Source organism: Almyronema sp. (assembly GCF_052168255.1).
GTDB lineage: Bacteria > Cyanobacteriota > Cyanobacteriia > Phormidesmidales > Phormidesmidaceae > Sphaerothrix > Sphaerothrix epifaneia.
Window position 1 is genome coordinate 13,683 of the sequence record NZ_JBQLZL010000037.1, and the last position, 23,590, is coordinate 37,272.

18 protein-coding genes are annotated in these 23,590 nt (G+C 53.2%); 7 read left to right on the top strand and 11 right to left on the bottom strand.

Features of this window, described 5'->3' with window-relative positions:
- Window positions 1-144: 144 nt before the first annotated feature.
- A complete protein-coding gene (locus tag ACTS3T_RS08155; RefSeq protein WP_462934904.1) occupies window positions 145-741 on the top strand; it encodes a hypothetical protein in 597 nt (198 codons plus the stop codon).
- A 34-nt stretch (window positions 742-775) separates the two neighbouring features.
- Here ACTS3T_RS08155 and ACTS3T_RS08160 read toward each other — a convergent pair whose 3' ends face one another.
- The 7 genes from ACTS3T_RS08160 to ACTS3T_RS08190 form a co-directional block, all read right to left on the bottom strand.
- Window positions 776-1,519 carry a hypothetical protein gene (locus tag ACTS3T_RS08160; protein ID WP_377965095.1) on the bottom strand — a complete coding sequence of 248 codons (744 nt, stop codon included), beginning with the start codon at window positions 1,517-1,519 and terminating at the stop codon, window positions 776-778.
- Window positions 1,520-2,095: 576 nt separating this feature from the next.
- On the bottom strand, window positions 2,096-2,950 hold the full coding sequence (locus tag ACTS3T_RS08165) for a PhzF family phenazine biosynthesis protein (protein ID WP_377965093.1): 855 nt from the start codon (window positions 2,948-2,950) through the stop codon (window positions 2,096-2,098).
- Window positions 2,951-2,974: 24 nt separating this feature from the next.
- Complete coding sequence (locus ACTS3T_RS08170; protein WP_377965091.1) at window positions 2,975-3,244, bottom strand: hypothetical protein; 270 nt, start codon at window positions 3,242-3,244, stop codon at window positions 2,975-2,977.
- 289 nt (window positions 3,245-3,533) lie between these two features.
- Window positions 3,534-4,535: an arsenic resistance protein gene (locus ACTS3T_RS08175; protein ID WP_377965373.1), complete on the bottom strand. Its 1,002-nt coding sequence runs from the start codon at window positions 4,533-4,535 to the stop codon at window positions 3,534-3,536.
- A gap of 50 nt (window positions 4,536-4,585) precedes the next feature.
- Entirely contained in the window at window positions 4,586-4,954 is a 369-nt protein-coding gene (locus ACTS3T_RS08180) for a rhodanese-like domain-containing protein (RefSeq protein WP_377965089.1), read from the bottom strand.
- 157 nt (window positions 4,955-5,111) lie between these two features.
- Complete coding sequence (locus ACTS3T_RS08185; RefSeq protein ID WP_377965087.1) at window positions 5,112-6,860, bottom strand: iron uptake porin; 1,749 nt, start codon at window positions 6,858-6,860, stop codon at window positions 5,112-5,114.
- A gap of 67 nt (window positions 6,861-6,927) precedes the next feature.
- Window positions 6,928-7,338, bottom strand: coding sequence for a DUF302 domain-containing protein (locus tag ACTS3T_RS08190; RefSeq protein WP_377965085.1), 411 nt, complete (start codon window positions 7,336-7,338; stop codon window positions 6,928-6,930).
- 475 nt (window positions 7,339-7,813) lie between these two features.
- Between ACTS3T_RS08190 and ACTS3T_RS08195 the strand changes: the two genes are divergently transcribed.
- The 3 genes from ACTS3T_RS08195 to ACTS3T_RS08205 all read left to right on the top strand — a co-directional run bounded on the left by ACTS3T_RS08195 (window position 7,814) and on the right by ACTS3T_RS08205 (window position 10,297).
- On the top strand, window positions 7,814-9,133 hold the full coding sequence (locus ACTS3T_RS08195) for an NAD(P)/FAD-dependent oxidoreductase (RefSeq protein ID WP_377965083.1): 1,320 nt from the start codon (window positions 7,814-7,816) through the stop codon (window positions 9,131-9,133).
- A gap of 57 nt (window positions 9,134-9,190) precedes the next feature.
- Complete coding sequence (locus tag ACTS3T_RS08200; RefSeq protein WP_377965081.1) at window positions 9,191-9,799, top strand: Tll0287-like domain-containing protein; 609 nt, start codon at window positions 9,191-9,193, stop codon at window positions 9,797-9,799.
- A 141-nt stretch (window positions 9,800-9,940) separates the two neighbouring features.
- Window positions 9,941-10,297, top strand: coding sequence for a hypothetical protein (locus tag ACTS3T_RS08205; protein WP_377965079.1), 357 nt, complete (start codon window positions 9,941-9,943; stop codon window positions 10,295-10,297).
- Window positions 10,298-10,314: 17 nt separating this feature from the next.
- On the opposite strand, the gene pdxH is transcribed toward ACTS3T_RS08205, so the two are convergent.
- The 4 genes from pdxH to ppsA form a co-directional block, all read right to left on the bottom strand.
- Window positions 10,315-10,953: a pyridoxamine 5'-phosphate oxidase gene (pdxH, locus tag ACTS3T_RS08210; RefSeq protein ID WP_377965077.1), complete on the bottom strand. Its 639-nt coding sequence runs from the start codon at window positions 10,951-10,953 to the stop codon at window positions 10,315-10,317.
- Between the two features lie 212 nt (window positions 10,954-11,165).
- Window positions 11,166-12,605 carry an NADP-dependent phosphogluconate dehydrogenase gene (gene gndA, locus ACTS3T_RS08215; RefSeq protein ID WP_377965075.1) on the bottom strand — a complete coding sequence of 480 codons (1,440 nt, stop codon included), beginning with the start codon at window positions 12,603-12,605 and terminating at the stop codon, window positions 11,166-11,168.
- A gap of 102 nt (window positions 12,606-12,707) precedes the next feature.
- Window positions 12,708-15,155 (bottom strand): phenylalanine--tRNA ligase subunit beta, encoded by a 2,448-nt coding sequence (gene pheT / locus ACTS3T_RS08220; RefSeq protein WP_377965073.1) that lies wholly within the window; start codon window positions 15,153-15,155, stop codon window positions 12,708-12,710.
- Window positions 15,156-15,280: 125 nt separating this feature from the next.
- Window positions 15,281-17,671 carry a phosphoenolpyruvate synthase gene (ppsA, locus tag ACTS3T_RS08225; protein ID WP_377965071.1) on the bottom strand — a complete coding sequence of 797 codons (2,391 nt, stop codon included), beginning with the start codon at window positions 17,669-17,671 and terminating at the stop codon, window positions 15,281-15,283.
- Between the two features lie 663 nt (window positions 17,672-18,334).
- Here ppsA and ptsP point away from each other — a divergent pair.
- Genes ptsP through ACTS3T_RS08240 form a run of 3 tightly spaced genes read left to right on the top strand, consistent with a single transcriptional unit; the run spans window position 18,335 to window position 23,581 of the window.
- Complete coding sequence (ptsP, locus tag ACTS3T_RS08230; RefSeq protein ID WP_377965069.1) at window positions 18,335-20,779, top strand: phosphoenolpyruvate--protein phosphotransferase; 2,445 nt, start codon at window positions 18,335-18,337, stop codon at window positions 20,777-20,779.
- Entirely contained in the window at window positions 20,776-21,717 is a 942-nt protein-coding gene (gene pfkB / locus ACTS3T_RS08235; RefSeq protein ID WP_377965067.1) for a 1-phosphofructokinase, read from the top strand. Before ptsP ends, pfkB begins: the two co-directional genes overlap by 4 nt.
- A gap of 52 nt (window positions 21,718-21,769) precedes the next feature.
- Window positions 21,770-23,581: a PTS fructose-like transporter subunit IIB gene (locus ACTS3T_RS08240; protein ID WP_377965065.1), complete on the top strand. Its 1,812-nt coding sequence runs from the start codon at window positions 21,770-21,772 to the stop codon at window positions 23,579-23,581.
- Window positions 23,582-23,590: the final 9 nt, after the last annotated feature.

A 23,590-nucleotide genomic window follows, 5' to 3' on the forward strand; every position in this document is an offset into this window, starting at 1 on the left:
GAGTTTTTGATTGAGGAGATGCAGCCATCTTGGTTAGAGTCAGCTTCAGATAGGCGTAGCTATCGGCTGATTGTTGGGCTGAGTTTCGGGCTGAGTTTCGAGCTAGTTTTTAGGCTGGTTTCCGGGTTAGAGGGGGGGCTGATTTTGGGGCTGATTTTCGGGCCAATTTTCGGTAATCTTCATTACATTGAACCATTAGAGCAACTGAGCTGGTCAACTCAGAAGGGGCTAAATCATGGGGTAATCGTTGGGATAATTATAGGGCTCATTGCTGGGCTGATGGATGGCCTAACACACGGGCTACTTCGCGGTTTGTCTTTCGGGCTGGCAGGCGGGCTAATGGGCGGGCTGATTATTTCAAGAATTGAGATCAAAAGTGTTCCCAATCAGGGAATTCATAAGTCTGGGCAAAATACGCTGTTTCTCTGGTTACTTTTCGGGCTACTTTTAGAGCTAATTGTTGGGAGGCTTCATGGGAGGATTTACGTGCTCCTTGGCGGGCTGTTTTTGGCAATAATCATTGGGCTAAGGCCAGTAATTCAACATTATGTCCTAAGATTTGTGATAGCCCAAAAAGGTTATTTGCCCTGGGATATTGTTCTCTTTTTAGAGCATGCCACGCAGTTACGCTTCATTCAGCGCACGGGTGGTCGCTATCGCTTCATTCACGACCTGCTGCGCAAGCACTTCGCCTATGGTGAATTGCCACCCCATCTTTTGCCCGTAGCTCCCCGCAAATAATCACCCCTGTAGGAGTTGGGCACTGCTGCCCCTTCTACTTAACTTGAATACCCCTGGCTGCCCAAAACTCAATCCGTTCTTGTTGGGCTTTTTTGATTTCTGCTTGTCTAACAGCTTCGCTCTGCTCAAGTGAGTTACGAATCACCGAAATATAAACCACAGCCAGCGCTAGTCGATTCCAGTTGGGCTGGTTAAGCGTGTAGAGAATACCACCTGCTAGCACCGTCCAACCCACTGGCCCTAGAACCAGCGCGATCGCCTGACTCATACCCATATAGACCGCAAACGGTAGCGTAACGCCGATGGCATTAGTTAGCGCACCTAAGAGCGTACTAGCCATCAGATAAACTCCAAAACCGCTCATCCGTGCGACGGCCATCGTTCCCCCACTGGCTAGCCAAGCTTCCACACTAGGATCATCGCTGTTTCGCTTCATTTCCAGAATGATTTTTTCGCGCTGCTCTGGGGTGAGCTTGTCTAGCATGTCTTGGAATAGCTTAGTCACCACAGCGTTTTCAATATCTTGAGTCGGTAGCTGTTTCCATCGCCGCCCATTCAAGGTTGCTTGCCAGTTAATTCCAATCTGGTCAGCCACATCTGTAACCACCTGCTTCCACGACTTATCCCAAAACAGTTGACCAACAGAGCCTGCTCTCAGGTACTTAATATGGTTGCAGAGCGTGCCAGCCGAATCACCAAAGCCTGAACCCGTCAGCTTAGATAAATTAGCTCGTTGCTCAGGCGTCGCCGCTTTGACCAATTCATAAAATTCACGCATGGAAGAAGCTCAAATATCCGCTAAAGTCTACTCCCATCATCGGTTTCTTTCTTGATAGACCCGACAATAAGCCGCAAAATCGCTGAATCTTCAACCCTGCTTCACTAGTAGATAAACTGCATCTCGCTCCTATCTCCCCTCACCGATCAACCCTTCCGGGGGGGGCGTGGGGCAACGGAATGCCCCACTAGGGGGCTTGGGGGGGACTAATCCCCCCAAGCATCAATCCACAACCCCACGTCAACATCTCCGTTACCGCCCCACCCGACTACTTCCCCAGCCAGAGCCGCTGCCAAGGGGGGTCTTTTTAGCCGTTACTGACCAATAATTCTTTAGGAGCGCGGGCACTAGCAAAGTGAAATTCGTAACCCCCTCCCCCTCCGGCTTTTTTCGCAGCGGTTTCATGACCACAGCCCGGTCAAATCGCGCCCGCTGACTTAAATAGCAATAGTCCAGAAGGTTGGCACCCCAATGCTAAAACAAGACGTGAAACGAGAGCGTTCTGAAAGTCTACAGCCGCTTCGTTACTCACCTATTCAGACATTTAGCAGCAGCTCACAAAGATTTAGTAGCCGCTTACAAAAACGGTTCTGTATTGTTTCCTGATACAGAACTATCGTAAAGCTGGGTTGCTAGCAGTTCGCCGCGCATGACAGTGACCGCTTGACCGCTAATTTCAACCCGATCGCCTCTGCTTTTAACCTGCAAAACTCCCCCTCGTTTAGAAACCTGATGCGCCAAAAACTCATCCTTACCCAATATTTGCTGCCAGTAAGGTGCCAGTGAGCAATGAGCCGAACCCGTTACCGGATCTTCATTGATACCCGCTGCTGGCGCAAAATAGCGAGAAACAAAATCTACCGTTGCCGCTTCTCCTTGGCTGGTGACAATAACCCCCTGACGAGGCAAAAGCTGCATCAAGGCAAAGTCAGGTTGCAATAGGCGAACGTGCTGTTCTGAGGCCAGTTCAACCAGGTAATTGGTGCTGCTTTTGCCAATAAACTTTAGATCAGCCCCGCGCAAAGCTTTGAGCAAGTCTGGATCGCTGGCGATCGCTTCGACGGGTTGAGTCGGGAAGTTAAGCGTAATCCAGCCGTTTTCATAGGTGGCTGTGAGTAAACCGCTGCGGGTATGAAAACGAGCGGTCTGATCGGGGGCAAGATGGCCTTCATCCCACAGCACATGGGCGCTGGCCAGGGTAGCGTGGCCGCAGAGGTCAACTTCAACGGCAGGGGTAAACCAGCGGAGATCGTAACCATCTGCTTGGGGAACCAAAAAAGCGGTTTCAGAAAGGTTCATCTCAGCCGCGATCGCTTGCATCCAGCGATCGCTAGCAGCTTCAGCGAGAACACAAACAGCAGCCGGGTTTCCGGCGAAGGGTTGAGCGGTGAACGCATCAACCTGGCTAACAGTGAGTGGGGTTTGAGGCATAAATATTGATCAAATCGAGCTAATCTATTTTGATTCGTAGTAGCGCTGTTCGAGCCAAACCCGTAAAGCTTGCTCAGAATCAAAGGTTTGACGGCTCTGCGTGATGGGGTCATAAACTTCCCAGTAGCGCCCCTGTTTTGAACAGTAGCGCTCGTTGATCTGGGGCTGGTCGTTGGCAGCCAGCCAGTTAAGCAACTGGGTCGCTAAAGTTCTAGCAAGCGGAGCCATCTGAGCTAGCCTATTGGTTGGGCTGGCAGCCTTGTTAGCTTTGAGCCAGGAATTGGATACGCGCATGAGCAATCCCTTTCGTCAGTGACTTTTCCACTGTGGCTGAGTTTGCAGGCCGGGAGAAGGTACAAAGCGCTCTAATCTAGCTAGTACAGTTTTATTTTTTGCAACTGGTCTACCTGTTTTGGCGGGAACTGTACCAGTCGCTTGTAGCTGCTTTTATGGCTCTTTTATCAATCTAGGAAAAATCGACGAATTTACGTCATCTTGGCCTTTGCGCACTTAAGGGTTGCCCCCAGAAAGCTTTTCGTTCTGCCTCCTGCCTTTAGCCCCCTGCCTAACGTTACTGACGCCCCTATGAGGCCGACTGCTTTAACTGGGTTTGTAGGTCGGGCGTGGGGCCAAAAATACGATCGGTAAGACGGACATACCAGGCCGCTGCTTGCACCTGGATGATGTAGGCCATGGCAATAATTAAAGCAATTTCAGAACCTTGTTCTTTGCCAAAGGCGGTCATCGCGATCGCCAATGCAATCGACAGGTTGCGCATGACAGTGCCATAAACAAGCGCGATCGCATCCCCCCGGTTAAAAAAGACCTTACCGACGACGGTGCTGAGTAGAAAATTGCCCAGGTATAAAATGCTCAAAGGAATTAAAAACGAAAGCAGTTCTAAGGGATTGGCCACAATGTCTTTGGCTTTAAGCGCCATAGCGACAAAGACGATACCTAAAACGCCGATGGTGGAAAAAGCTGGAAACTTTTGCTTAAGGGTTTTGTTGTACTTATCGGCTCCAACGATACGAATGAGCACAGTGCGGGTGACAAACCCCAAAATCATCGGCAAAAAAACAATTATCACAATCTGTTTAAAGATGCTGGAGAGGGGAATTTCTACCACCGTCCCCATTAGCCATTTGGCATAAAACGGTGTGGCCACAGAGCCAAGAATCAGGCCAATCACGGTCATTTTAATCGCCGCACTCAGGTTTCCTTTGGCAAAACCTGTCCAAGAAATAGTCATGCCACTGGTGGGTAAGAGGGAGGCCAACAGCAGCCCCAAGGCCACCAATGGGCGATCGCCAAAAAAAATCTTGCCCATAGCAAACGCAAAAAACGGCACCCCGGCAAAGTTAATCACCTGAGTAATCACCTGCACTTTGGTATCACCCCCCGACAGCACCTTCTGAATCTGGAGGTTAATCATCATGGGATACACCATGAGGAAGGTTAGAGGAACAATCAGCGATTTTAGCGGGGCCGGATTAGCCAGCGCCCCAACAACAATACCCGCCACCATAAAGGCCGGGATAGACCAGACTAGATTTTTTTGGATAAAGGCTAAGGCTTTCCACATGGCAGTCGTCTCCTTTTGGGCAGTGAGTAATGCGGTTTTGGACGGTATATCTAGCGGTTTTGGCTGGGCAATCCGGATTGCTGCCACGCCATCATGCCGCCTGTGATGTTAACTATCTGGCGAAAGCCCAGAGCAGCCAGAGTTTTCGCCGCAATGGGGCTGCGATGAGCCGTCAAGCAAATGACGGCAATGGGCTGATCTGGAGGCAGTGCCCTAAACCACTGCGGCAGCACCCAGGGGCGCAGAAAAGGCACTTGCCCCATCAACAGGCGAGGTAAGCTCAGGTTGATAGCCGTGGGGGCATGCCCCAGGGCATATTCAAAGCGGCTTCTAACGTCGATCAGGTGCCAAGATTCCGTCAGTTGAGCAAATTCTTGGGGGGACAAGTCTCGAATATGGAGCGGTGAGGTAGACGGCATGGTGCAGTTTGCTCACAAAGTAAAGGAACAGCAGTCTAAAAAAACGGTGGCTGCGCTGGCCACAACCAGTTTGAGCGGCGGCGGGTAGCGCTTTGGCAAAGTTGATTAGCCGTTTGCGCCTGGAAATAGCGACTGCCACCGGAGACGGGGCTAAATCTTAAAACTGAAAAACCGTACGAAAACTGGCTAGCCAGATTGCTTCGTTAGCGCTGTCATGCTCCGGGTTCAGCACCACAAAAAATCCTGGAATCAGCGCTATATGTTCGTTTAGCTGATAGCGGTAAAACGTCTCTAGGTGCCAGGCGGAAGCGCCATCTATAGCCCCGCCAGAATTGGCAGTAACCTTAGGCGGCTGACCCACAATCAGACCCCCTAGATTGCCCCTGCCGCCTAGATTCGGCAGTCCCAAGGTTAAGGCCCAGTTGAACAACGTGGCTGCATCGCCCGCCGCGATCGCGCCGCTACTGGCCTCTGCCGTAGCAAAACTCAGCCCCGCCCAGCCTGATAGATTAACCCCTGACCCCAAGCGCAGGCTAGATTCTAAACCCAGATGATCGGCGGAAGTTGCCAAGTTGCCAAAGGGGGCATTGGCTAACCGACTGCCAGTTCCGCCGGCTACTGCCACGGCTCCTGGCGGATAGTAGGAATGGGCATAGGTTAGCCCCAAAGCCGTAGTTTTGCTGGGGTATATGGCTAGCTGAGCCAAGGCTGTATACCCACCCCCGAATATACCGACGGTGGGGTCACTCGCCGTATTTTCGCGAGACAGGTACCCCACGGCTAAAGAAACCCTCTCGCCAAAGTCGTATTGCCCCGTGATTCCCACCCCCGGAAAGCCCTGGTAGTAGATGGGGCTAAACCGCCCAAAACGAGACACCGCCCCCGAAATGCCGCTGGCAATACCTGGATTGAAGGTGGGTAGAACATTCATGCTGTAGGTGCCTTGGGCCGCATCTACCTGCACGCTCAGCGCTTCTCCCAGGGGAAAACGATAGAAAAACGAGCCAATATCGACCTCGTTTTGGTTAGAACGGTCAAAGGCTAACCGGGTCATCTGGGTGCCAGTGGCTTTAGCATTTAAAACCGCCGGATTGAGGACATCTAGGCGGAGGCGAAGTAAATCTTGCCCGGTAAAGCTGGTATCGAGGTTAAATCTGGCTCGACTGCCAAAGGTAAGGGCTTGAGGCAGGCGATCGCCGCTACCGTTGGGCTGATCACCCCCGCCTAGCTGCTCTACAGACAGCACAATTTCTCCCCGGAGTTGGGTCGTCGTTGAAAACGACTGGGTCGATAGTGCTGCTGTTTGGCCTTCTAGCGCGGTAAGGCGACTATCAAACAACCCCAATTCATCGGCAAATGCCTGTTGCAACCCCTGTAATACCTGCAGGTCGTTCTCCGTCATCGGCTCGCCTGCTGTTTGGGCTATGACAGCCGTTACGCAGGCATTGAGCGCTGCCGCAAACTCAAACCGGGTAAGGCGGCGATCGCCTCGAAAGGTGCCATCGCCATAGTCGACCAAACAGTCATAGCGCTCTACCAGGTTTTGTAAGGCTTGAAAAGCCCAGTCTGTAGGTGCTACATCCGTTAGCTGTGTCACTGTAGGTTGAGCCGAAGCCGTGGAGGCCAAAGAAAAGTGTTCTGCCTCAAACGCTTCTGTTTGCTCCCCCTGCGGGTTGAATGTTTGAGCCAATGGCGGAGGCTGGGCACATCCGGGTGGTGTCGGGCTGAGCAGCCACAAGCCCAACCCCACAGCAGGCAGCGATCGCAAAATGCTAAACTGTCCAGTCGTCAATCCGGCCATGTTCCATGATTTTGGGTAATCGGTAAAACTGACGGGGGCAAAGGTGGCGAAACGCCGTTCAACTAAGACATGCTCAATAGGCGGGTTGAATAGGGTGAAACCCAACAGCAGCGAGGTTTTGAGAGGTAACGCTAGCGTTATCCCCTACAGCAAACCTGAGCTTGACGCTACTCTAGACGGGAGCCGTAATGGGCACAGCAGCGAGGCGATCCATCACCGCCTGCATTTTCTCACTGGCCTCTAGCGCGATCGCTTTGGCTTCGGGGTTGTGAACCATCAAAAACATCGCTAACGGGTCAATCGCCGATACCTCGACTCGACCGTCATCATGGGCTTGCACCACCACGTTGCAGGGATACAGCACCCCGGCTTTGTCGTCGATTTGCAGCATGCGATAGGCAATCAGCGGATGGCACGCCCCCAAAATGGTGTAACGCCGGAAATCGACATCGAGCTTTTTCTTAAACGCCGCCTGGGCGTCAATCTCCGTGAGTACGCCAAAGCCTTCTGCTTTTAGGGCGGTGGTGACTTGAGCGATCGCTTGCTCAAAAGTGGCCTCAATAACCTTGCTGAAGTGATACATAACTAAAAAAACTGAAACAGTGTCAAGGAATGTTTTAAGCAATTGCAGAGGACTGCTTTTTTCTTATAGCATTAAATAACCATATAGTAAAATAACCAATAATTTTCAATTGCCTGTTGAAAAGCTAATTTGGCCTTTTTGCGGTTTGACAAGCGCTTCAGCTAGGGCTAATACCGATTCTCTAAAAGAAAGGTACAGATGAGACTGACGAAACGTATGCGGAGCAAAGACTGTTCAATTCAAAATCGAAAATCCAAAATCGAGAACTGATATAAGCAGTCTTTTTATCGGGGCAGTCTATTGACCTGGAGGACACAAACTCGGTACTGGGTTGACAAAATCAACTATCTAGCAAAATATAGCTATATAACTAAATAGTTAAATATTTTGTTTGAGTGAGTTAAGGCCGTTGGGTTTGAGTCGTCAGGCTGGACGGCAAACTTTTTAAGCCTGATTGGGCAAGGAGGGGCGCGCGATGGCAAACATTGTTGTAATTGGAGCTGGGTTAGGCGGCTTACCCGCCGCCTACGAGTTGCGACATTTATTACCGCAGCAGCACACAGTCACGCTCATTTCAGACAAATCTGAATTTACCTTTATTCCAGGGCTGATTCAGGTGGCGCTCAATCTAAAGCCGTTAGCGCATCTGCAGCTAGGGCTGGCTCAACTGGCTCAGCGCCACCGACTCAACTGGGTACCGGGAAAAGTGACCGCCCTTGACCCTAACGCTCAGGTGCTGAGCGTTGAAGGGCAAGGAACTATAGCTTACGACTACCTGCTAATTGCCACAGGGGCTTCCCTGGCGCTTGACTTAATTCCGGGGTTGGGGCCTCACGGTGGCTATACTCACTCCGTCTGTACCCCCGACCATGCCTTGGCCGCTCGTCAAGCATGGCTAGCCTTTCTGGAAAATCCTGGCCCGCTCGTTGTTGGGGCGGCTCCTGGGGCGGGTTGCTTTGGCCCCGCCTATGAATTTGCCTTGATTGCTGAGCAGGTGTTGCGTCGTCGGGGATTGCGGCAAAAAGTTCCGATCACCTATGTAACGCCAGAACCCTACGCTGGGCACTTGGGGGTTTCTGGGGTCAAACATGCCCGCGAACTGACGGCAGCGCTAATGCACCAACGGGGCATTAAGGTCATTGAGAATGCCGCCATTACCGCTGTGGCAGCCGATGCCGTCATTTTGGCCGACGGTTGCCGACTGCCCTTTAGCTACGCCATGATTTTGCCTGCTTTTCGTGGCGCTGAGTTTGTTCGTCACACCCCCGGACTCGGTGACGAAAAAGGCTTCATTCCGGTATTACCCACCCAGCGCCATCCCCAGTTTGCCAAGATTTACGCGGCTGGAGTCAGCATTCAACTGACTCAACCCGATCAAACCCCGGTGCCGATCGGCTTGCCCAAAAGCGGGCAGATGACCGAAGCGATGGCCACAGCCGCCGCCCACAACATTGCCGTTGATCTAGGCGCGATCAACGCTAGCCCCAACGTGCCCACCCTGGAGGCTCTTTGCTTTGCTGAGTTTGGTGACGTCGGCATTGCCTACATTGCCGCCCCCGTGCTGCCCGACCCGCAGACTGGCCAGCGAAAGCGATCCTATGCGGTGCGCGGCTCTTGGGTGGTTTGGGTAAAAGCGGCTTTTGAAGCGTATTTCATGATGAAGATTCGCTTGGGTGCGGGTATGCCCTGGTATGAGCGACTGGGGCTACGGACGCTGTTTGGGCTGCAAATGCTGCGGCAAATTCCGATCGCAGCGCCAGCGGTGGCTAACAGTGCTGAGTCGGCTGTGAATTAGTTCGCCATCGTTTGCCAATCCATCACCCTGTCCCTATCCCCATTTAGGCAACCGTTCATGATGAGAAGTGTCTCTCGCTTAATGCTAGGAATTGCTTTGGGAGCCTTGCTGCTGATCGCTCACCCCGCGATCGCCCAAGCTCAGCCGGAACCTGCTGAACTGGCCAAAGCCGTCGAAGAGATTGAAAATTTAGACGCCCTGCGCCGCACCCTGGCCGCCTCTCTGGCAGAGACTGCCACAGCTCCAACGGCAGAAACCCTAAAGCAGGTCTGCAAACCCGTTGGGATGAAAGCCATGCAGCTGAGTCAAGCCAACGGCTGGCAGATAAAACAAATCGCCAACAAGTATCGCAATCCCGCCCATGCCCCCGATAATCTTCAGGCTCAAATCGCCCTGGCTAAGTTTGAGCAAAATCCAGACTTAAAAGGCTTTTGGCAAACGGAAACCCAGGCAGGGGAGTCGGGGGTGCGCTATTACCGTCGCATTGATGTGGCAGCTAGCTGTCTGGCTTGCCACGGTGGCAAAAGCGATCGCCCTCAGTTTGTCAAAGACAACTATCCGCAGGATCGCGCCTATAACTTCAACGTCGGCGATCTGCGCGGGCTGTATGCCGTTTTTATGCCTGATGTGAAACAGGCGATCGCCGAAGCACTTACGGGTTCTTAAGCAGTAAGCCACAACTTGCCGTCGCTGGTGGCTCAACGCCCTGCCAGACCCATACCGTTCGTGATTGCAGAGCTTTTACCCCGATAGACGGCACTCAAGCATCCATCCGATTAAAAATCTGATTAAAAAGGAGATCTAACGATGACTGTTAAATCCGTAACCCGGTCTTTGCAGACTTCTGATATCACTGTGATGAGCAACGTCACCAGTATTCAGGTGAGGGGGAGCAAAATTACTAAAATTGGAGCAATGGCGGGGCAGGCAGGGGAAACCGCCGCATCCACCGCTGCATCCATTTATATTGATTTGGAGGTTAGCCAAAAGCAATCGTTGCCTGCCGTTCTCGGCTCAACCGAGGAGTTGGGCTTAATTCTCAGCAGTAAAGATGCGGTGGAACTAGGACTGCTGCTAGTGGCGATGGGACAGGAAGGTCAGTCTAGCGAACAGGTTGCAGCGACGTTGACGCGCCTGTCGCAGCTTATGGCTGAAGTTGGGTAAAAAGCGAGGGGTTGCCCTCAAGGAGAAAGGCGCTGAATGTGCCAATCGCCCGCCTCAGCCAGGGTATATAAAAAGCGATCGTGTAGCCGATTGGGTCGGCCTTGCCAAAACTCAAAACTGGTGGGCACGACCCGATACCCCCCCCAAAAATCTGGCAGCGGGATCTCGCGGTTGGTAAACTTACGCTTCATTTCTTCAAACTGCATTTCTAAAAGCTGTCGCGAAGAAATGACTGTGCTTTGTTGCGAAGTCCACGCCCCTAGCTGGCTGCCTCTAGGCCGACTTAAAAAATACTTTAACGACTCAGCCGTTGAAACTCGAAAGGCTTTCCCGGTAATGTGTAGCTGCCGCTCTAGCGGCAACCAGAGAAACAACAGCGAAACCTGAGCATTTTCGCTAATTTGCTGGGCTTTGCGACTCCCGTAATTGGTGAAAAATACAAACCCGCTGCTATCAAAGTATTTCAGCAGCACTGTGCGCTGAAAAGGGGCAGCAGCAGCGGTCGCTGTCGCCAAAATCATGGCGTTAGGTTCTAGCAGTTCTGCCGTACACGCTTGTTGAAACCACAGCTCAAACTGTTTGTAAGGATCGACGCTTAACGTCTGCCGTTGTAAACCCGCCTGCGTATACTCCCGGCGTAAGTCAGCAATATTCATACCTGCGTATCCGAATGTTTAGCCAACTTACCTATTGTGAAAGAAAATTAGGCCGCTATCCATGTTTGGCCTCAGCCAGCAAAGCCTGGAATGTAAAATCCCAGGCTACTATAGCGGTCGTCACCAGGTTGAGGCCACTTAAATGGCTGAACGCTTGCGACAGAGAACTTTTCCGTTTTGCCCTCTGCCTCTAGCCAGAGCGATCGCCCCTGTTAGACCTTAGCTGGCTCTACCGTCTCATCGGCGTGAAACCAGTCTGTGTGGAAGCTACCTTCTTTGTCTACCCGCTCGTAAGTATGGGCACCAAAATAGTCACGCTGAGCCTGAGTTAGGTTTTGGGGTAGGCGATCGCGGCGATAGCTATCAAAATAGTCGAGCGAAGCACTAAAAGCGGGCACTGGCACCCCGACTTGAGCCGCTAAAGCCACCACTTCACGCCAAGCTGTCTGCCGATCTAAGATGGTTTGCTTGAACTCAGGGGCTAGCAACAAGTTAGGCAAGTTGGGGTCTTCTTGAAAGGCGTGTTTGATTTTGTTGAGAAACCGCGCCCGAATAATGCAGCCCCCTTTCCAAATCCGCGCGGTTTCGCTGAGGTTGAGGTTGTAGTTAAACTCTTTTGAAGCAACGCCTAAAAGCTCCATGCCCTGGGCGTAGGAGCAAATTTTAGAGCAATAAAGCGCGTCGCGAATCTTGTTGATAAAGGCTTGGGTGTCTCCTTCAAACTTAGCGGTAGGGCCGCTGAGCTGCTTCGAAGCCGCTACCCGCGCCTGCTTCTGAGCCGACATAATCCGCGCATTGACAGCAGCAGTAATCGTAGGAATGGTGACGCCAATTTGCAAGGCATTAACCACTGTCCAGCGCCCTGTTCCCTTTTGCCCCGCCGCGTCTAGAATCACTTCTACTAAAGGCTTGCCCGTTTCCTCATCCATTTTGGTAAAAATATCGGCGGTAATTTCTACCAAAAAAGAGTCCAACTCATCAGTGGTATTCCACTCTGAGAAGACTTCGTGTAGCTGGTTGTGGTCAAGCCCCAGCGTATTTTTGAGTAAATCGTAGGCTTCTGCAATGAGCTGCATATCACCATACTCAATGCCATTGTGAACCATTTTGACGTAGTGACCAGATCCCCCCGGCCCAATGTAGGTAACGCAAGGCCCATCATCCACCTGAGCCGCAATCTTGGTCACAATTGGCTCAATCGAGTCGTAGGCGGCTTTGGTTCCTCCCGGCATCAGACTAGGGCCGTTGAGGGCACCTTCTTCGCCGCCGCTAACGCCCATGCCAATAAAGCTCAAGCCTGTAGACTCTAGCTCTTTAACCCGTCGTTCGGTATCTTCGTAGAGCGAATTGCCGCCATCAATAATCATGTCGTCTTCTTGCAGCAGCGGCTTGAGCTGACTAATGACAGCATCTACCGGGCTACCTGCTTTAACCATCACCAAAATGCGGCGAGGGCGTTCTAGAGCATTTACAAACTCTTCTAGCGAGTAAGTAGCTTTAACATTTTTGCCCCCTGCCCGCTGGGCCATAAAAGCATCGGTTTTTTCAGCGGTTCGGTTATACACTGCCACCGGAAAACCATTGCGCTCGACGTTAAGCGCCAGGTTCTCCCCCATTACCGCTAAGCCAATCACACCAAAACTCTGTGCCATAGGTTTCTCTGTTTACTTCGAGATTTTGCATATCGCTACTTGGTAAACAGGGTAAAAGAGTTTTTTGCAAACAGCCGACAGCCCTCAGGTTTTCTTTATAGCTTAGCTGCGTAAGTTCACCTGGAACTTTTTAGCCAGGGCGGATCGTACTTTTTGATGCACGGGTTCAATGTCGTCGTCGGTGAGGGTGCGATCGGCGGCGCGATAGACCAGGCGAAAAGCCAAACTTCGCTGCCCAGGAGCCACGTTTTGGCCTTGATACTGATCAAACAAGGTAATCGACTCTAGCAGTTTGCCGCCTGCTTGGGTGATTACGCGTGCTAAGTCAGCAACGGTGACTTCGACTGGGGCAAAGAAAGCCAGGTCGCGATCGGAGGCTGGATAGCTAGAGTAGGGCTGAAATTCGATCGCTTCGCCAGGTCGTTTTTGCAGACAACTGACGATGGTAGGCCAGTCTAGTTGAAATAGATAAACTTCAGCGGGCAAATCGCGTTCGCGCCGTAGTTCGGGGTGAAGCTGCCCAAACAGCCCGAGCGGGGTTTTACCGCGTACCCACAGTGAGGCGGTTCGCCCTGGGTGCAAACGAGCATCTGTGTCTGCGGTTCGATACGTGACGGCTAGCCCCAGTTTTTGAAAAACGGCTTCTAAAATGCCTTTGGCTTCATACCAGCTCAGCGGTTGGGGCTGGCCGCTGGTGACCCAACGACCTTGACGGCGATCGCCGCCCATAATTCCACCCACTTTTTCGGCTTCATGAATCCCGTTATCGTCTTGCCAAAAAATGCGACCGAATTCAAAGCCATTGAGAGCCTGATTGCCCTGCTCTAAATTAAACTGAAACGCATCTATCAAGCCTGCTATCAGGTCAGAGCGCAAAGCCGAATACTCTGGCAGTAGCGGGTTGGCTAGTACCACCTGGTTTTCAGCCGTGGGTTTGGTGACAGAGTAGTGCATTAACTCCGTGAGTCCGGCGGCGCGAAACGCTTCGCGCAGTTTGCGAGCCAACGCCACCTCTGGCGACAAATGGCCCGCTTCTGCCCCCCCTGGTAGGGTATCGGCAAAGCGGTCATAACCGTAGAGACGGGCAATTTCTTCAATCAGGTCTATTTCGCGTTCTAAATCGCGGTAGCGATAGGCCGGGACTTTGACTTGCCACACCGCTGTCTGATCGGTGGCGATCGCTTCACAGCCCAGCTTTGACAACACGGCTTCAACTGCCTGGGCTGATAGCTGCGTGGTTGTGCCGTCGGCCTCGCTCACGGGGCCAAGCATTTGATGGACGCGATCTAAGCGCAGTTCTAGGGTGCGGGTGGGGGTAATTTTGCCCACTTCAGTCCGCTCAACAGCCTGGGTGGTTAACGTTGCCCCGGCTAGCGCTTGCATCAGTTGCAAAGCGCGGTTGCAGGCCAGCACTAGCTCAGCCGGGTTGACGCCTCGTTCGTAGCGGGCTGAGGCTTCTGTCCGCAAACCCTGGCTGCGGGCTGATCGCCGAATAGCGGCTGAGTCAAAATAGGCGGCTTCTAAAACCACGTTTTGAGTGCCGTCGTGGACTTCTGTCGCTTCGCCCCCCATGACCCCCGCCAAGGCCACTGGCTGATCGTTAGCGGTAATGAGCAGGGTTTGGGGAGAAAGCGATCGCGTTTGGTTATCGAGCGTTTTTAGGGCTTCATTTTCACGGGCAAAACGTACGCCTAAAGTCAGGTCGTCGCTACCCGCAGCGGCATACAGGCGATCGCGATCGAAAGCGTGTAGCGGCTGACCCCACTCTAACAGCACGTAGTTAGTGATATCGACAATGTTGTTGATTGAGCGGGTACCGGAGGCTTCTAGTCGTCGCTGCAGCCAAACGGGCGATGGCCCAATTTTGACCTGTTCGACCACGGTGCCGATGTAAATGGGGCAAGCTTTGGCATCGGGCAAGTCAATGGCCAGTTGGCTTCGCCCAGGCTGAAGTTTAGGATTGGGCGTTAGCGGTAGTTTCAGCGGTTGACCCGTAATGGCGGCAACTTCACGCGCTACGCCTACCAGACTCAAAGCATCCGCCCGGTTTGCCGTAGACGTTAAGTCCAAAATTACATCATCTAGCCCCAGCAAAGGCCGCACATCTTGGCCGACTTGCAAATCTTCGCTATCCGGAAAAATGTAGATACCGTCAGATTCTTTGGCCAGCCCCAGTTCAGCTAGCGAACAGATCATGCCTGCGGAGGGAACGCCTCGCAGTTGCCGCGGCTTGATTTTGAGATCGACAATGGGCAGGTAAGTATCTACCTGGGCTACTGCAACATAAATGTCAGCGCGAACGTTGGCCGCCCCGCAGACAATGGTAGAGGGTGCGGCAGCGCCAATATCAACCTGACAAACACTCAGCTTATCGGCATCGGGGTGGGGCTGACGTTGCAGCACTTTGCCAACCACCACGCCATCTGCCCACGTCCAGCGGTCTTCAATGTCTTCAACCTCAAACCCGGCCATCGTCAAAGCATCGGCAAGCGCTTCGGCAGGTAGATTGATCTCAACGTATTCTTGCAGCCAGTTTAAGGAAATGCGCATCGGGCTTGGGGAAAGTGAAAGTCAGCGGTACGGATTTAGCGCATTCATTCTACCGTTTCTACCGAGCGATCGCGCGTTTAGCTCCACACAGTCGGCAGGGTGTTTCCTCCCCAAAGCGGGCAGCTTTACGATTTTTGGGTGGCTTCGCGTTCTGCCACCAGCCGTTTCACCTGCACCACGCTATCAGGATTGAGCGAAATAGAATCAATCCCGGCTTCCACCAAAAAGGCGGCAAACTCTGGTTTATCGCTAGGGCCTTGGCCGCAAATGCCCACTTTGCGCCCGTGACGGTGAGCCGCCTCAATCACCTGCTCAATGGCTAACTTCACCGCTTCGTCGGTTTCGTCAAACAGATCAGCTAACTCACTCGAATCGCGATCGACGCCTAAGACCAGTTGAGTTAAGTCGTTTGAGCCAATCGAAAAGCCATCAAAGCGTTCAGCAAACTGGTCAGCCAGCAGCACATTTGAGGGAATTTCACACATCACATAGATTTGCAGATTGTGAACCCCCTGCTTCAACCCGTTTTCTACCAAGACCTGTAGCACCCGGTCGGCTTCCGAAAGCCTGCGGCAAAAAGGCACCATGACAATAACATTGTCAAAACCCATGACTTCGCGTACCCGCTTAATCGCCTGACACTCTAGGGCAAAGCCTTCTTTGTAGCGATCGCTGTAATAGCGGGCTGCCCCGCGAAAGCCCAGCATCGGGTTAGATTCTTCATGCTCAAACTCGCGCCCGCCGATTAAATCGGCGTATTCGTTGGTTTTGAAATCGCTCAGGCGCACAATGACCGGATGAGGATACTGAGAAGCGGCAATTTTGCCAATGCCCCGCGAGAGGTTGTCAACAAAATATTCGCGTTTATCGGTGTAGCCTTTGGTCAGATCGCGAATGGTTTTCCAGGCGTCGCGATCTTGCAGCTTGTCGTAGTTGACCAAAGCCATCGGGTGAATTTTGATCAGGTTGTTGATGATAAATTCCATACGCGCCAGACCAATTCCTTCGGCGGGCAACTGCCACCAGTTAAAGGCGGCTGACGGGCTGGCAATGTTCATCATAATTTTGGTTTGCGTTGGCGGAATGTCATCTAGGTTGACATCAACTGCCTCAAACGCTATTTCCCCTTCATAGACATTGCCCTGATCGCCTTCGGCGCAGGAAATCGTGACAACCTGATCGTTTTTGAGCGTGCGGGTGCCGTCTCCGGTGCCGACAATTGCCGGAATCCCCAGTTCTCGGCTGACGATGGCGGCGTGACAGGTGCGCCCTCCATAGTCGGTGACAATGCCTGCTACCCGCTTCATAATCGGAACCCAGTCAGGGTCAGTCATTTCGGTGACCAAAATGCTGCCGTCTTCGACTTGATCAATATCTTTGGTGCTGAGAACGCGGCAGACTTTGCCAGAGGCGATCGCATCGCCAATACTCAACCCGGTCAAAATCGGTTCGGCCTGGTCTTTGAGCTTGTAAGTTTTTAGCATTCCGGCTGTTCGCTGCGACTGCACCGTTTCAGGCCGAGCCTGGACAATAAATAGCTCTCCGGTATGACCATCTTTGGCCCATTCCATATCCATCGGGCAGCCGTAGTGTCTTTCGATTAAGATGGCCCACCGAGCTAGCTGCAAAATTTCATCGTCGTTGAGGACAAACGCTTTGCGCTCTTTGCCGTTGGTATCGATGGTTTGCAAGGCATTTTTACTGCCATCGTCGGTGTAGATCATCTTTTTGGCTTTGCTGCCTCTCGTCTTTTCAATGATGGGGCGAAAGCCTTCTTGCAGCAGCGGTTTGAAAATCGTGAACTGATCCGGCGTAACAGAACCCTGCACCACGGTTTCACCCAGTCCCCAAGCCCCGGTCAGCAGCACAGAATCGGGAAACCCGGTTTCGGTATCAATCGAAAACATGACCCCAGCGCAGGCTTTATCGGATCGCACCATTTTTTGCACTCCAGCCGATAGGGCGACTTCCATATGGTCAAAGCCTTTTTCTACCCGGTAGCTAATGGCGCGGTTGGTAAACAAAGAGGCATAACAGCGGCGGCAGGCGTCTAAAATTTCTGTTTCGCCGCTGACGTTGAGAAAGCTCTCTTGCTGTCCGGCAAAGCTGGCATCGGGCAGGTCTTCTGCCGTAGCGCTGCTGCGAACTGCCGTATCTACCTCCTCTACCTGGTAGCGACGACTCAACTCTCGATAAGCCTGACAAATTTCCGCTTCTAAATCTTCTGGAAATTCGGCATTTTGAAATAGCCGCCGAATGGTCTTTCCAGTCTTAGCCAGCGTTTGTTTTTCTTGGGCAAAAGCGTCTAAATGATGGCGAATTTTGTCGGCTAGGTCGTTGGCGGCAATAAAAGCTCGGTAGGCTTCGGCGGTGAGGGCAAACCCATCGGGAACGCGGATGCCTTCGGCTTTGAGGTTGCTAATGAGTTCACCCAAAGAAGCGTTTTTACCGCCCACGCGAGCCACGTCCTGATTGTTAACCGTATCAAACCACAAAATGTATTCTGATTTACCCATGATCTTGCTCTCTAAAATTTCTAGATTTGTATTTTCTATAGGTCAAGGCTAAGGTATTTAGCCTGATAAAAACGCATAACGGGTCATGGCTGCGGCGCTCAAAAATCGAACATCAATTGTTCGTTGACTAGGGGCAATGGCAGTGTCAATTGATTGCTATTAGCCAACTAACTTTTAGCTATTTTTATATTTTTGAGTTCGCATCTATCAATAGATATATTTTGATCCCAAGGCCAAGGCAAAAGGTTTTTGTCATGCAGAAACAGCAACGCTTGGGGTTAAAGCTGACCGCAATCTTATTAGCTTAATGTTATTCTCTCTCCCATAGCCTAACGCGGACAATCTATGAGTAGGCGGGTTTTTCAATCTTTTGCAAACTGAATTTTTGACCCCATTTAGTAATACGAACCATTAAGCTGATCGTGAAGTTTTTCAAAAATAAGACGGTGATCTTTCCCTAACCCTTCAACAATGAAAATAGAGATATCAATGTCGATCGCGGCGATCGCTTAAATTAACGGCTGAACATTTACGGGCTGCTGCTGTTTTGCAGGGGTCAAAGCTGCCTTGGCTAAACCTGCCTCAGGTAGCCGCTGCTTTGCCACTTTTTAGCAGCTACCCAGCCTTGTATTGGCCGTGCAGCCCTGGTCAGGAGAAAACGCTATGATTCGTCTGAGTCCGGCAGAAATTCGGCTAAAGGCATCAGTTCCTAATAAGACGGCGGCGATTCGTCAAGCCGGACAGCTTCTTGTGGATAGCGGTCACATCCAGGTTGGCTACGTCGATAGCATGTTGGCGCGTGAGGAAGCGGCCAATACTTACCTGGGTAACGGCATCGCCATTCCTCACGGTTTGCCCAAAGACCGCGACATGATTTTGGCAACTGGCATCTCAGTCACTCAAATTCCCGACGGCGTTACCTGGAACAAGGGCGAAACCGTGTATCTGGTGGTGGGCATTGCCGCCAAGTCAGACGAGCATTTGCAAATTCTCACCAATCTTACCCAGGTTTTAGACGACGAAGCGGCGGTACAAAAGCTGGTACAAACCGACGACCCCCAGGTAATTATTCGGCGGTTGACCCAAGCGGCAGGCAGCGGTGAGGCGGCGACGGCTGAAGACTTTGACCAGGTGGTTAACTTAGTGGTAGAAGGCGGCACAGGGCTACACGCGCGACCCGCCACCGTATTTGCCGAAATTGCCAAAGGCTTTGAGGCTGAAATTCAAGTCCGCTACGGCGACCAGGCGGGCAATGGCAAAAGCCTGATGTCGCTGCTAAAGCTGGGGGTGCCCAGTGGGGGCGAAATTCAGGTAATGGCGAAGGGGGCAGATGCTGAAGCTGCTCTGCAAGCTCTGCAAACTGCTGTAGAAGAGGGCTTAGAAGAAGAGGAAGAAGCCGAAACGCCCCAGCTTGAAGTGCCAGAACTGGTTTTAGATAGCCCTGCGATCGCTGGAGTAGCTGCGTCTCCCGGTATCGCCATCGCGCCGCTACATCCCTACACGCGATCGCAGATTACCTATGCTGACACCGCTGCAGATAGCGCCGCCGAAGCTAGCCGACTCAACCAGGCGATCGCTACGGCTCAAGCCGACCTCAAAGATCTGTATCAAACCGTTAAAGCCCGCTCAGGCAAAGGCAAAGCCGCCATTTTTCAAGCCCATCAAGAATTTCTGGCCGATCCAGAACTGATTCAAGACGCTACCGCCAGACTGCAACCCAACCACAGCGCCCCTTGGGCTTGGCAGCAGGCGATCGCGGAGCGGGCAGCCTCCCTAGAACAGCTAGCTGACCCGGTGCTTTCCGGTCGAGCGGCTGACGTGCGCGATGTCGGTCAGCGGGTGTTGCGATTGCTGGCTGGGGCAGAAGCGGCAGCGGCGAAGCTACCCGATCATCCAGTGATTTTAATTGCCGATGATCTGACGCCTTCAGATACAGCGGGCTTTGACCCAGAGCGCATTGCTGGCTTCTGCACCGCCAAAGGCGGCGGTACCTCCCATACGGCGATTATTGCGCGATCGCTCAATATTCCTGCTGTGGTTGGCGCTGGCGAATCGGTACTGGATTTGGCCGCAGGGGGCAACGCTGTGCTAGATGGAGATGGCGGTCGCCTCTTTCCGCAGCCGAGTCCGTCCGATGTAGAAACCGCTCAGCAAGCCAGAGGGCAACGCCAAGCCCAGCAAGATGTAGAACAGCAAACCCGCTTTCAGCCCGCCCTCAGCCGCGACGGTCAGCGGATTGAAGTGGTGGCAAATATTGGTAACCCGGCTGAAGCGGCTCAGGCGATCCACGCCGGGGGAGAAGGGGTGGGTCTGTTGCGGACTGAATTTCTTTTTCTCAACCGCGATCGCCCCCCTAGCGAAGCCGAACAGTACGACGCTCTCGTGCAGATGACCCGCGCCCTTAACGGTTTACCGCTAATTGTGCGGACGCTTGATATTGGCGGCGATAAAGCCGTTCCCTACCTGGAGATGGCGGCAGAAGAAAACCCCTTCTTAGGCATTCGCGGCGTGCGCCTGTGTCTAGAGCGCACTGACCTGTTTGAAACTCAGCTTCGGGCAATTTTGCGGGCGGCTCAGACGGGCTATATTCGGCTGATGTTTCCGATGATTGCCACGCTAGAAGATTTGCGAGCAGCCAAAACGGTGCTGGAGTCCGTCCGAGCCAGCTTAGATGCCCCCCCCATTGAGGTAGGCATGATGGTGGAAGTGCCCTCAGCGGTGCTGATGGCGGCGGAATTTGCCCAAGAAGTGGACTTTTTCTCGGTGGGCACCAACGACCTCACCCAATATCTGCTGGCGATGGATCGGGGGCATCCCACCTTAGCAAAGCAGGCTGACGCGCTGCATCCTGCCATTTTGCGGGCAGTTTATCAGACGGTGCAAGCAGCAACGGCAGCAGGTAAGTGGGTCGGCGTCTGTGGCGGCTTAGCGGGGGAACCTCAGGGAGCGGTGATCCTGGCAGGGCTGGGGGTCAAAGAACTCAGCGTCAGCATTCCTAGCATCCCGACGATTAAAGCCAAAATTCGCGGCCTCAAGTATAAGCAAATGCAGCGACTGGCGCAAAAAGCGCTGAAGTGTCGCACGGCTGAGGAGGTACGGGCTTTATGAGCGATCGCATGGTCACGGTTACGCTCAATCCGGCGATCGACCATACGGTCGCTGTAGCCAACTTTCAGTTAGATACGGTCAACCGGGTGAGCTGGGAACAAGCTGATGCCGGAGGCAAAGGGGTTAATGTTGCTTCTTTTTTGGCTGAGGCTGGAGCCACCGTCAGCGTCACCGGGGTTTTAGGCAGCGAAAATCCAGAACTGTTTGAGCGGCTGTTTGCCGAGAAAGGACTCAGCGATCGCTTTATCCGGCTCCCTGGCAAAACCCGAGTCAATATCAAAATTGTCGATCAGGCGCAGGCACAAATTACCGACCTTAACTTTCCCGGTTTAGCAGTCGATGAGTCTGGCTTAAACCAGGTGCAAAGCGCGATCGCGGCTTTAGCCCCCAGCCATGACTGGTTTGTCTTCTGCGGCAGTTTGCCCGCAGGTTGTCCTACCACTGCCTACCGCGATTTAATCGCCCCGCTCAAAGCCCAGGGTAAAACCGTCATCCTCGACACCAGCGGTGAGGCGCTCCGGCAAGCCCTACCCGCCCAGCCCGACTTGATCAAACCCAACATTGCCGAACTCGAAGCCTTACTGGGCAAAACGCTGAGAGATGACGCGGCTCTGATGGCGGCGGCTCATCAACTGATTGACGCTGGCATTCGGCAAGTTGTCGTTTCAAGGGGGGCTGACGGTGCCCTCTTTGTTAATCAACATCAGGTAATTCACGCCCAAGCCACCGCGCCAGAGATTAAAAGCACTGTCGGTGCGGGCGATGCCATGGTGGCAGGTACCGTACTGGGGCTGAGCCAGGGGCAAGCCTGGGTTGACTGTGCCACCTTGGCTACCGCTTTTTCTTTAGGGGCACTGAGCCAGATTGGGCCAAGACTTCCAGATTTTTCTGAGATTGAAGCCCTGCGGCGCACCGTTGAGCTAAAGCATTTAACCTAAAGCCTTTGAATTTTAACCTGGCAATTTTGGATTTACAGAAGCAGGAAACACCATGACCCAGATTGTTGCTGTCACCGCTAGCTCAGCCGGAGAAGCCCACAGCCACCTTGCTGCCGAGGCGCTGAAAAAAACGGCAGAAGCCCTCGGCCATGCCCTCAAAGCCGAAGCAGCCAGTGGTAACGGCCAGGGAACCCCCCTCTCAGCCGCAGACATCGCCGCTGCCGAACTGGTGATTGTCGGCGCTGACCAGGCGATCGCCCGCGATCGCTTTAGAGGGCTACCTGTCTACGCGGTCTCCACCAGCGAAGCCATCCGCAACACTGAGCTAGTGATCAAAAATGCCCTGATGCTATTGGAAACGGCTCCGGCTCAAATTAAAACCACGCCGCACCCCGCCGATCCACAGCCTGACGACCCTTTGAGCGATGCCGCCAGCCCCGATACCGCCAGCGCTGAGGGCAAATTTTTAGTCGGCATTACGTCTTGCCCTACCGGCATTGCCCACACCTTTATGGCGGCAGAAGCGCTCAAGCAAGGAGCAGCCAAGCTGGGCTACACCATCAAAGTCGAAACCCAAGGTTCCGTGGGGGCGAAAAATCAGCTCAGCGAGGCTGACATTGCCCGCGCCGATGCCGTCATTATTGCCGCCGATACCCATGTAGATCTAGGCCGTTTCCAGGGTAAGCCGCTGTACGAAACCTCTACCAAAGCAGCGATGAAAGACGCCCCCAGCGAACTAAAAGCGGCGCTACAAACCCCTGCCCCTGCGCCCACAGCCAGCGGCGATCGCGCCTATGCTGACCAGGTCAAGCAAGCCAAAGCGGAGCGTTCTGAAAAGCGCTCTGGCCCTTATAAGCACTTGCTTACAGGGGTTTCTTACATGCTGCCTGTGATTGTAGCGGGGGGGTTGATTATTGCCCTCTCGTTTGTTTTTGGCATTGAGCCGGAGGAAGGCACGTTTGGGGCGGCACTGTCTCAAATTGGCGGTGGCGCGGCTTTTGCCCTGATTGTGCCTGTGCTATCGGGCTATATTGCTTTTTCAATTGCCGATCGCCCCGGCTTAGCCCCTGGCTTAATCGGCGGTATGCTGGCGGCAAATCTGGGTATGGGCTTTATTGGCGGCATTGTTTCGGGCTTTTTGGCGGGCTATGTGGCGAAGCTGGTGCGCGACCGGGTCAACCTGCCAGCCAACTTTGAAGGCTTAAAACCCGTCTTGGTAATTCCGTTGCTGGCGACGCTGGTGGTGGGGCTGCTGCTGGTGTATGTCTTTGGTGGACCCGTACGCTACCTGATGGATGGGCTGACGGCCTTTCTAGAAGGTATGGGCAGCACCAATGCCGTATTGCTGGGGCTGATTTTGGGCGGCATGATGGCAGTAGACATGGGGGGGCCTGTCAACAAGGCAGCTTATACCTTTGCTGTGGGCTTGCTCTCTAGCAATCTCTATGGCCCTATGGCGGCAGTGATGGCTGCTGGGATGACGCCGCCGCTGGGGCTGGCGATCGCTACTTTTGTCGCCAAGAAACGGTTTAACCAGGCCGAACAAGAAGCGGGCAAAGTGGCCTCTGTTTTGGGAATTTCGTTTATCACCGAAGGGGCAATTCCCTTTGCCGCTAACGACCCGATTCGGGTGATTCCGGCCTGCGTAGCGGGTTCAGCCGTCACCGGGGCGCTGTCGATGCTGTTTGACTGTACTTTGCGGGCACCCCACGGCGGCATTTTTGTGCTGGCGATTCCGAATGCTGTGGAGCATGTGGGGTTGTATATTGTGGCGATCGCGGCGGGGACGCTGGTAACCACCCTTACCGTTATGCAGCTCAAGCGCTTTTCTAACCTGGGGGGAGCTAAAGCCCAAACCACCTGAGCTAGCCGT

Excerpts from the sequence above, each read along its gene's own strand:
- ACTS3T_RS08180 (WP_377965089.1), bottom strand. The coding sequence starts at position 4,954 with ATGCCGTCTACCTCACCGCTCCATATTCGAGACTTGTCCCCCCAAGAA.
- pheT (WP_377965073.1), bottom strand. The coding sequence starts at position 15,155 with ATGCGCATTTCCTTAAACTGGCTGCAAGAATACGTTGAGATCAATCTA.
- gndA (WP_377965075.1), bottom strand. The coding sequence starts at position 12,605 with ATGGCACAGAGTTTTGGTGTGATTGGCTTAGCGGTAATGGGGGAGAAC.
- ACTS3T_RS08175 (WP_377965373.1), bottom strand. The coding sequence starts at position 4,535 with ATGTGGAAAGCCTTAGCCTTTATCCAAAAAAATCTAGTCTGGTCTATC.
- ACTS3T_RS08240 (WP_377965065.1), top strand. The coding sequence starts at position 21,770 with ATGACCCAGATTGTTGCTGTCACCGCTAGCTCAGCCGGAGAAGCCCAC.
- ACTS3T_RS08205 (WP_377965079.1), top strand. The coding sequence starts at position 9,941 with ATGACTGTTAAATCCGTAACCCGGTCTTTGCAGACTTCTGATATCACT.
- ppsA (WP_377965071.1), bottom strand. The coding sequence starts at position 17,671 with ATGGGTAAATCAGAATACATTTTGTGGTTTGATACGGTTAACAATCAG.
- ACTS3T_RS08165 (WP_377965093.1), bottom strand. The coding sequence starts at position 2,950 with ATGCCTCAAACCCCACTCACTGTTAGCCAGGTTGATGCGTTCACCGCT.
- pdxH (WP_377965077.1), bottom strand. The coding sequence starts at position 10,953 with ATGAATATTGCTGACTTACGCCGGGAGTATACGCAGGCGGGTTTACAA.
- pfkB (WP_377965067.1), top strand. The coding sequence starts at position 20,776 with ATGAGCGATCGCATGGTCACGGTTACGCTCAATCCGGCGATCGACCAT.
- ptsP (WP_377965069.1), top strand. The coding sequence starts at position 18,335 with ATGATTCGTCTGAGTCCGGCAGAAATTCGGCTAAAGGCATCAGTTCCT.
- ACTS3T_RS08195 (WP_377965083.1), top strand. The coding sequence starts at position 7,814 with ATGGCAAACATTGTTGTAATTGGAGCTGGGTTAGGCGGCTTACCCGCC.
- ACTS3T_RS08190 (WP_377965085.1), bottom strand. The coding sequence starts at position 7,338 with ATGTATCACTTCAGCAAGGTTATTGAGGCCACTTTTGAGCAAGCGATC.
- ACTS3T_RS08170 (WP_377965091.1), bottom strand. The coding sequence starts at position 3,244 with ATGCGCGTATCCAATTCCTGGCTCAAAGCTAACAAGGCTGCCAGCCCA.
- ACTS3T_RS08160 (WP_377965095.1), bottom strand. The coding sequence starts at position 1,519 with ATGCGTGAATTTTATGAATTGGTCAAAGCGGCGACGCCTGAGCAACGA.
- ACTS3T_RS08200 (WP_377965081.1), top strand. The coding sequence starts at position 9,191 with ATGATGAGAAGTGTCTCTCGCTTAATGCTAGGAATTGCTTTGGGAGCC.